Below are 7,119 nucleotides of genomic sequence, written 5' to 3'. Positions count from 1 at the left end.
GCCGGGTTCGGGCCTGCCGAGTTCAGGCCTGCCGGGTTCAGGCCTGCCGAGTTCAGGCCTGCCGGGTTCAGGCCTGCCGAGTTCAGGCCTGCCGGGTTCAGGCCTGCCGGGTTCAGGCCTGCCGGGTTCAGGCCTGCCGGGTTCGGGCCTGGCCGGTTCGGGCCGGACGGGTTCGGGCCTGGCCGGTTCGGGCCGGACGGGTTCGGCGCGGTGGGTCGGCGGGTCGGCCCGGTGTCGGGTCTGCTCCGGCGGGCCGGCGGGCGCGGCGGCCCGCTCGAACCGGGGGTCGAGGTCGTCGCGCTCGGCGTGGGCCGGGTGGGCGGCGAGCACGGCGCGGCCGTCCCGATCCGCGCGGCCCAGGTCGTCACCACGCGCCCGGTGCCCACTCTCCCGGTGGTCGTACCGGTCGTCGTGCCCGTCCCAGCGTTCGCGGTCGTCGCGGTCGTCCCAGCGCTCGCGGTCGTCGCGGTCCTCGTCCGACCAGTCCTCCCGGTCGTCCCAGCCGTCCTCGTCGTCCCAGCCGTCCCGGTCGTCCTCGTCCGCCCAGCCGTCCTCGTCCGCCCAGCCGTCCTCCCGGCCGTCCCGCGGGCGCTGCTCGGCGGCGCGGGCGGGCCGGTCCGGCGCCACGTAGCGGCGCAGCTTCATCGTCGGGTCCTCGACGAACACCCAGGACGCCGTGCCCAGCACGTACGCGATCGGCGCCGCGCACAGCAGCATCACGTACTGGTTCGCGATCCCCGCCATCGCCAGCAGCTGCTGCACCGGGAAGCCCCACACGTACACGCCGTAGCTGCCGTTGACGAACCAGCCGGGCACCGTCAGCCGCGACGGCCAGAAGTGCCCCGCCACCACCACCGCGTAGCTCGCCACGAAGGTCATCAGGAACGACGCCGCGATGCTGTTCGGCATCGCCGCCAGCACCACCAGGCCCGCGAGCGCGGCCGTCGGCGACAACGGGACGCGGTACAGGTTCAGCACCACGCCCAGCGCGAACGCCACCAGGAACGCCACCAGCGACTCGACCGGGACGCTCAGCAGCGCACCGCCCGACTCCGCGCCCGGGATCTGCTCCAGGTGCCGGTCCCACACCACCAGCGCGACCAGCGCCGCGACCGCCAGCCAGCGCCACCGCTGCTTCGCCGCGCCCAGGAGCAGCAGCGCGTACAACCCGCCGTAGGCGAGCAGCTCCATCGGCAGCGTCCACAGCGAACCGTTCACCGCGTCCGGCCACGGGTTCGCGGTGAACACGCCGGGGAGGGTGTGCTGCAGCGTCAGCATCCCGGCGTTGTTGACGACGTAGCCCCAGGTGTCGTGCGCGGCGAAGTACTCGCGCACCGGCAGCGTCGTCACCAGCGGGCCGACGATCAGCGCCATCCCGAGGGTCACCGCCAGCATCGGCGGCCACAGCCGCAGCACCCGCTTCGCGGCGAACCGGAGCGGGTGCGGATCGCGCACCCAGCTCTCGGTGATCTGGAATCCGCTCATCGCGAAGAAACCCATGAGCACGCCCTCGTCGGGCTGCACCGGCCATTCCGGCGGGAACAGTTCTCCCGTTCCGACCAGCGGCGAGCTGTGCCCGTAGATCACGACCAGCGCACCGATCATGCGGATCCAGGCGAAACCGTGCGAGGGCTCGGCGAACCGCTCCGGATGGGCGTGGTCGACACGCTGCGTGCCCATCCGTTTCACCCCCGCGATGTCACCGTCGATCCCAGCCTCGACGCCGAGTAGCGTATCCGGTGGCACCGCGATCTCGACGCGCGTTTCGACGAGCGCGACCGCGCGCGGTTGCTCACGCCGGGCGGATCGTTATCCGGCCGGTGCATCGCGCGCACTCCTGGGGGTGCAAAATGACGATCGATCGCACATCGGCAGCGACTCGTGAAAACCGGAAAGGGCGCATCGGTGACCTGGCAAGACGAGCTGCACAACCTCGACGCCGAACTCGCGGCAGGCAGGATCTCCGCCGAGGAGTACCGCTCCCGGCGGGACGCGCTGATCGGTAGGTCGCAGGGCGGGCAATCCGGACCCGCATCCGGCGACCTCCCGCAGCAGCAGCCCGGCACGCCCTCCGGTTGGCTTCCCCCAACAGGGGACCCCGCAAAGTGGTCAGCAGAGCCCGTTCCCGCCCGCGTTCAACTGGGGCGCCGCCGCGGCGCAGGGCGCGCAGGCCGCCCAGCAGCAACCGCAGCCGTCGAACGAGTCCACGCAGGTCGTGCCGAACCCGATGGCGCAGCAGTCGGAGAGCACCCAGGTCGTCAACGTCGGCCAGCAGCAGCCGTGGGCCGGCCAGCAGCAGCCCGGCTGGAACCAGCAGCCCGGGTGGAACACCGGTGAGAAGGCCTCCCCGTGGGGCGAACCGGAGCAGCCGTCGGCCCCCGAGCACGGCGACACCAGCTGGATGCGGCAGGGCCCAGAGGTCTTCGAGGTCGGCGACGGCGGTTCGAAGGGCAAGACCATCGCGGGCATCGCGCTCGGCGCGGTGCTGCTCGTGGGCGTCATCGTCGCCGGGGTCTTCTACTTCACCTCCGGTGACGACCAGGCGGAACCCCAGCGCCCCACCGAGCAGCAGGCGCCGCCGGTGCCCACCAGCGAGCCGCTGCCGGAACCGCCCGCGCCGAAGCCCGCGCCGGCCGCCACCCCCGAGGTCCTGGTGGCCGTGCCGCCGGGCCAGCCGCACCCGTACAACGGTCCGCTGGACCGCGCGGCGCTGGAGAACAGCCCCAAGTCCGGAGTGCTGCGGGACCCGGTGCGCGCCGCCGCGCTGCAGGGCGGGCTGATCGACGCGTTCTTCAGCCGCAGCGACGGTGCCGCCACCTCGGTGCTGATCGCGGTGCGGATGCCCGACCAGACCGCGGCGCAGTCGGTCGCGGAGGCCTACCTGGACGACCAGCAGGGCCTCGCCGCGGACGAGGACCTGTCGTACCGGGGCGTGGAGGTCATGACGACCGGCGGCGGCGTGTACCGCACCGCCTACGTGGCGCACGGCTGGGCGATCATCGTGGACGTGAACGCGCCGGACAAGGCGGCCGCGCAGACCGCGTTCAAGGCGCTGCTGGACCAGCAGCTCGCGCAGACGCCGCCGACCGTCCGCGACTGACGGCTCCCGAACACCGACGGCCCCCCCACCCCCGGGGGGGGGGGGGGGGCCCCGGGGGGGCGCGGCCCCCCCCCCCCCAACCCCCCCCCCCCCCCCCCCCCGGGGGGGGCGGGCCGTTCCACGTCGATGCCGCTGCCCCGTCCGCCGACCCGCCCCGCGCAGCACCGAGGTAGCGGAACGGAACCTCACCGCCCGGCGTTGAACCCGCGTCGCGGTTCTCGGCCATGTCCTGTCAGTGGCGAAGCCGCTGAGCAGCGACCACCCGAGCAACCGGACCACCCGCGGGTTCTCAGCGGGATTCCCGCTGAGGTTCCGCCACCCCACCACGGCGCAAACCGAGTTCACAGCTCCGCATCGAGGAGTTTCGCGATCGCTGCTCGGGATACGTCCGGGCCGAACTGGGCGGCGATGCCCGCCTTGCCCGCCGCGGACAGCCGCGACCAGGTGGCGTCCTCGGTGAGCAGCCGGACCACGGCCGCCGCCAGCCCCGCAGCGTCGTCCGCGACGAGCACGTCCTGCTCCGGATCCAGATGCATGCCCTCCATCGCCAGCGTGGTGCCCACCACCGGCACACCCAGCCCGAGGGCCTCCCCCACCTTGCCCTTCACGCCCGCGCCGAAGCGCAGCGGCGCCAGCACGACCCGGCTGCGCTCGTACAGCGCGGCGAGGTCCGGCACCCAGCCGTGCACCTCGACGCCGTCCCCGGCGAGCGCCAGCACCTCCTCGGTCGGGTTGGAGCCGACGACGTGCAGCACCGCGTCGGGGCACCGCTCGCGCACCAGCGGCAGCACCTCCGCGGCCGCCCACTCCGCGGCGTCCCGGTTCGGCGGGTGGTCGAAGCTGCCGACGAACAGCACGTCGCGGCGGCCGTGCGGGAACTCGGTGCCGTCGCGGACGTCGTGCACGTTGGACAGAACCCGCACGTCGGCGTCCGGCACCAGCTCGCCGAGCAGCTGCTGCTCGGCCTCCGACACCACCAGCGTCACGTCGCAGGAGCGGACCAGGCCGAGCTCCATCTCGCGGGACGCGAACGCCTTGCGCAGCAACGCCTTCGCCACGTCCGGCTCGCCCTGCTCCTCGGCCAGCGCGGCCTGCCGCTGCAACCGGAGGAAGTGCACGTCCACGGTGTCGTAGGCGAGCACGGCCTGCGGCGCGCGGGTCCGCAGCTCCTCCACCAGGCTCCACGCGACCTGCGGGCGGGACAGCACGGCCAGCGAGATCTCGGAGCCCGCCTCGACGAGGAACGCCTGCTGCAGCTCGGGTTCCGGCAGCACCGTCACCCCGGCCTGCTGCAGCTCGGTGGTGTAGGGCTCCAGCTTCGCGTGGTTGCCGGGGAAGAACACGACCCGCGCGCCGAGCTCCACGAACTGCTCCAGCACGCGGCGGATCCGCACCGAACCGGAGTCGAAGTCGGGGCGCGGCACCTGGTGGTCCTTCACCAGCACGATCGGCCCGTGGTGCCCGCGGGCGCCGCGCTGCCGGGCCAGCCACAGGTTCCGCGGCGAGGCCTCCGGCAGGTGGTCGGCGAGGACCTCCCGCCACTTGTCCACGAACACCTGGCGGTTCAGCTCCTGGTGCCGCTTCACCCCGGTGGACAGGTCGGTGCCGTTGGAGACGCCTTCGTGGTGCACCACCACGGCCTTCGGCTGCACCACGGTGCGGTAGCCGGCGGCGCGCACCGCGAACGCCAGGTCGGTGTCCTCGTAGTAGGCGGGCGCGAAGCGGGTGTCGAAGCCGCCGACCTGGTGGAACACCTCGGCGCGCACCAGGATCGCCGCGCCGGAGCAGTAGTCCACGTCGCGCAGCACGTTGTGCTCGGAGGCGTTCGGTTCCCCGTTGCGCCCCAGGTTCCAGCCGGTGCCGTCGGCCCAGACGATGCCGCCGCACTCCTGCAGGCGGCCGTCCGGGTAGACGAGCTTCGCGCCGACCAGCCCGATCCGCTCGTCGGAGTCCATCGTGGACACGAGCAGGTCCAGCCAGGACTCGGTGACCTCGGCGTCGTTGTTGAGGAAGAACAGGTGCCTGCCGCGCGCGTGCTGCGCGCCGAGGTTGCAGGCGCCGATGAACCCGAGGTTCCGCTCGGCGCGCACCAGCCGGACGCCCTCGCACTCCGCGAGCCGCACCGCGCTGTCGTCCGGGGAGGCGTCGTCCACCACGATCACCTCGAACGGCACCGACACCAGGTGCCCGCCGAGGAACCGCAGGCACTGCCGGGTGTAGGGCCACTTGCCGTGCACCGGGACGATCACGCTGACCACCGGGTCGTCGCTGCGCGGCACCGCGACCGGGCCCGTCTCGGGCGCCTGCTCGGCCGCGACCGCGCCGGGCTGCCTGCCGAGGGCGAGCTCGTAGACGTCGCGGCGGGCGGTGCCGCGGGGCGCGACGCGCTCGACGACGGTGCGGTACTTGCGGACGGCGCGCTGCACCAGCGCCGAGTTCTGCGCGACGAGCTCGGCGTTGCGCTCGGCGAGCTCGGCGGCGGTGCGCTCGGCCTCCGCGGTGCGCTGCTCCAGGCGGGTGACGGTGTCGCGGAGCCACTCGATGCGCGCCGCGTCCCGGTCGGCGCCGAGCCGGGCCTGCTCCAGGCCCGCTTCGAGCTCGGTGCGCAGCCGCTGCTGCTCGTGGACCTGCTCGTCGGCGCGGGACTCCTCGGCGCGGCGCAGCTCCTCCAGCCGGGCGACCGCGCCCTTGAGCTCCTCGGCTTCCGCGCGGCTGCGCTGGTAGTGCTCGTTGAGCTTCGCGACGTCGGCTACCGCCTCGTCGCGCTGCTCGATGATCGGCCGCACGTCGGCCTGCCCGGCCCGGCGGGCCAGGGTGAGCTCGTCGTCCAGCAGCACCGCCGCGGCGGGCAGCTTCGGCAACGGCCGGTCCGAGGTCACCCCCAGCAGGTAGGTGTGCGGCAGGCCCTGGCGCACCGACCACGCGCCCGACCCGTCCTGGTGCAGCGTCTGCAACCGGACGCCTTCGATCGCGGTGTCCGGGTCGCCCGGGTCGGCGGGGGTCAGCACCGAGCCGACCGCCGCGTTCTGCCGCAGCACCGCCACGTGCCGGAACGCGCCCTCCAACAGCGACTCGAACTCGGGGCCGGTGAGCTCCTTGACGTGGAACGGGTTGTCGTTGCCGTGCTCGTGCTGGTAGACGTCCGTGTCCGGGGTGCTGACCAGGAACAACCCGCCCGGTCCGAGGCGGGACCGGACGAGGGCGAGCACCGCGTCGTGCTCGGCGACGTGCTCGATCGCCTCGAAGCACACCACCACGTCGAACGGCTTCTCATCGGCCAGCACGTCCGGGTCGGTGATCGAGCCGGTGCGGAACGAGACGTCGCGGGAGCCGTAGCTCCGGGTGGCGTGCTCCACGGTCGCCGGGTCGACGTCGAGGCCCACGACCTCCGCGCCCTCGGCGGCCAGCAGCGCGGCCCCGTAGCCCTCGCCGCACGCCAGGTCCAGCACCCGCTTGCCGCGGACGAACCGGGCCGCCAGGGCGTACCGGTGGTAGTGCTCGTAGATCACCTGGACGTCGTCGGCCCAGGGCACGCAGCGCTCCCCGGTCCAGTCGATCAGCCGGTCGCCGTCTTCACCCATCGCGCCTGCCCTCGGCCCCAGTACCCGTGCCGGTCCGCGATCGCGGCGGCACCCGTTCGTGGTGCAGGCTAGCCGCTGGGCGGTGCCGCCAGGCGCGGGATCCGCGCAACCTCCGGCGCCCCCGCATGAGAAAGTTCTCATGCCCTTCTCATCCTCCGGGGCCAGGAAGGCGGCGACGATGCGGGCATGAGGCCGGTGAAGAGGTTGCCGCTGCTCATCGCCGCGCTCGCGCTGCCGATCACCGCGGTGCTGCTGGGCTACGCGCTGAGCAACGGCCCGCGCGCCCCGCAGGTGCCTGCCGAGGTGCGCGTCGGCGACCTGGTCGGGCCCGCCCCCAGCAGGCCGGCGACGCCGCCGGTCGTCGCCACCTCGGCGCCCGCCGACCTGCCACCGCCGGAACCGGAGGACGACGACGACGATCCCGATGATCCCGACGAC

Annotated in this window: 4 protein-coding genes and 1 pseudogene; 3 read left to right on the top strand and 2 right to left on the bottom strand. The window is 73.6% G+C overall.

The window, feature by feature from the left end:
• On the top strand, positions 1-800 hold an 800-nt coding region (locus LCD33_RS29710; RefSeq protein WP_224978467.1), incomplete at its 5' end, for a Cys-every-fifth RiPP peptide CefA.
• On the opposite strand, the pseudogene LCD33_RS29705 reads toward LCD33_RS29710, so the two are convergent.
• Positions 727-1,605: pseudogene (locus LCD33_RS29705) on the bottom strand (acyltransferase family protein); the annotation flags it as partial. The gene LCD33_RS29710 and the pseudogene LCD33_RS29705 overlap by 74 nt on opposite strands.
• Positions 1,606-2,215: 610 nt before the next feature.
• Here LCD33_RS29705 and LCD33_RS27950 point away from each other — a divergent pair.
• Entirely contained in the window at positions 2,216-3,100 is an 885-nt protein-coding gene (locus tag LCD33_RS27950; RefSeq protein WP_224978466.1) for a hypothetical protein, read from the top strand.
• A 341-nt stretch (positions 3,101-3,441) separates the two neighbouring features.
• Here LCD33_RS27950 and LCD33_RS27945 read toward each other — a convergent pair whose 3' ends face one another.
• Positions 3,442-6,681 carry a glycosyltransferase gene (locus tag LCD33_RS27945; protein ID WP_224978465.1) on the bottom strand — a complete coding sequence of 1,080 codons (3,240 nt, stop codon included), beginning with the start codon at positions 6,679-6,681 and terminating at the stop codon, positions 3,442-3,444.
• Positions 6,682-6,867: 186 nt separating this feature from the next.
• Between LCD33_RS27945 and LCD33_RS27940 the strand changes: the two genes are divergently transcribed.
• On the top strand, positions 6,868-7,119 hold a 252-nt coding region (locus LCD33_RS27940), incomplete at its 3' end, for a hypothetical protein (RefSeq protein ID WP_224978464.1).

The organism is Saccharopolyspora sp. 7B, assembly GCF_020177435.1.
In the GTDB taxonomy this organism is placed as follows: domain Bacteria; phylum Actinomycetota; class Actinomycetes; order Mycobacteriales; family Pseudonocardiaceae; genus Saccharopolyspora_C; species Saccharopolyspora_C gregorii.
The sequence above is the reverse complement of the archived record's forward strand: the minus strand, read 5'-3'. Positions and strand labels throughout refer to the sequence as shown.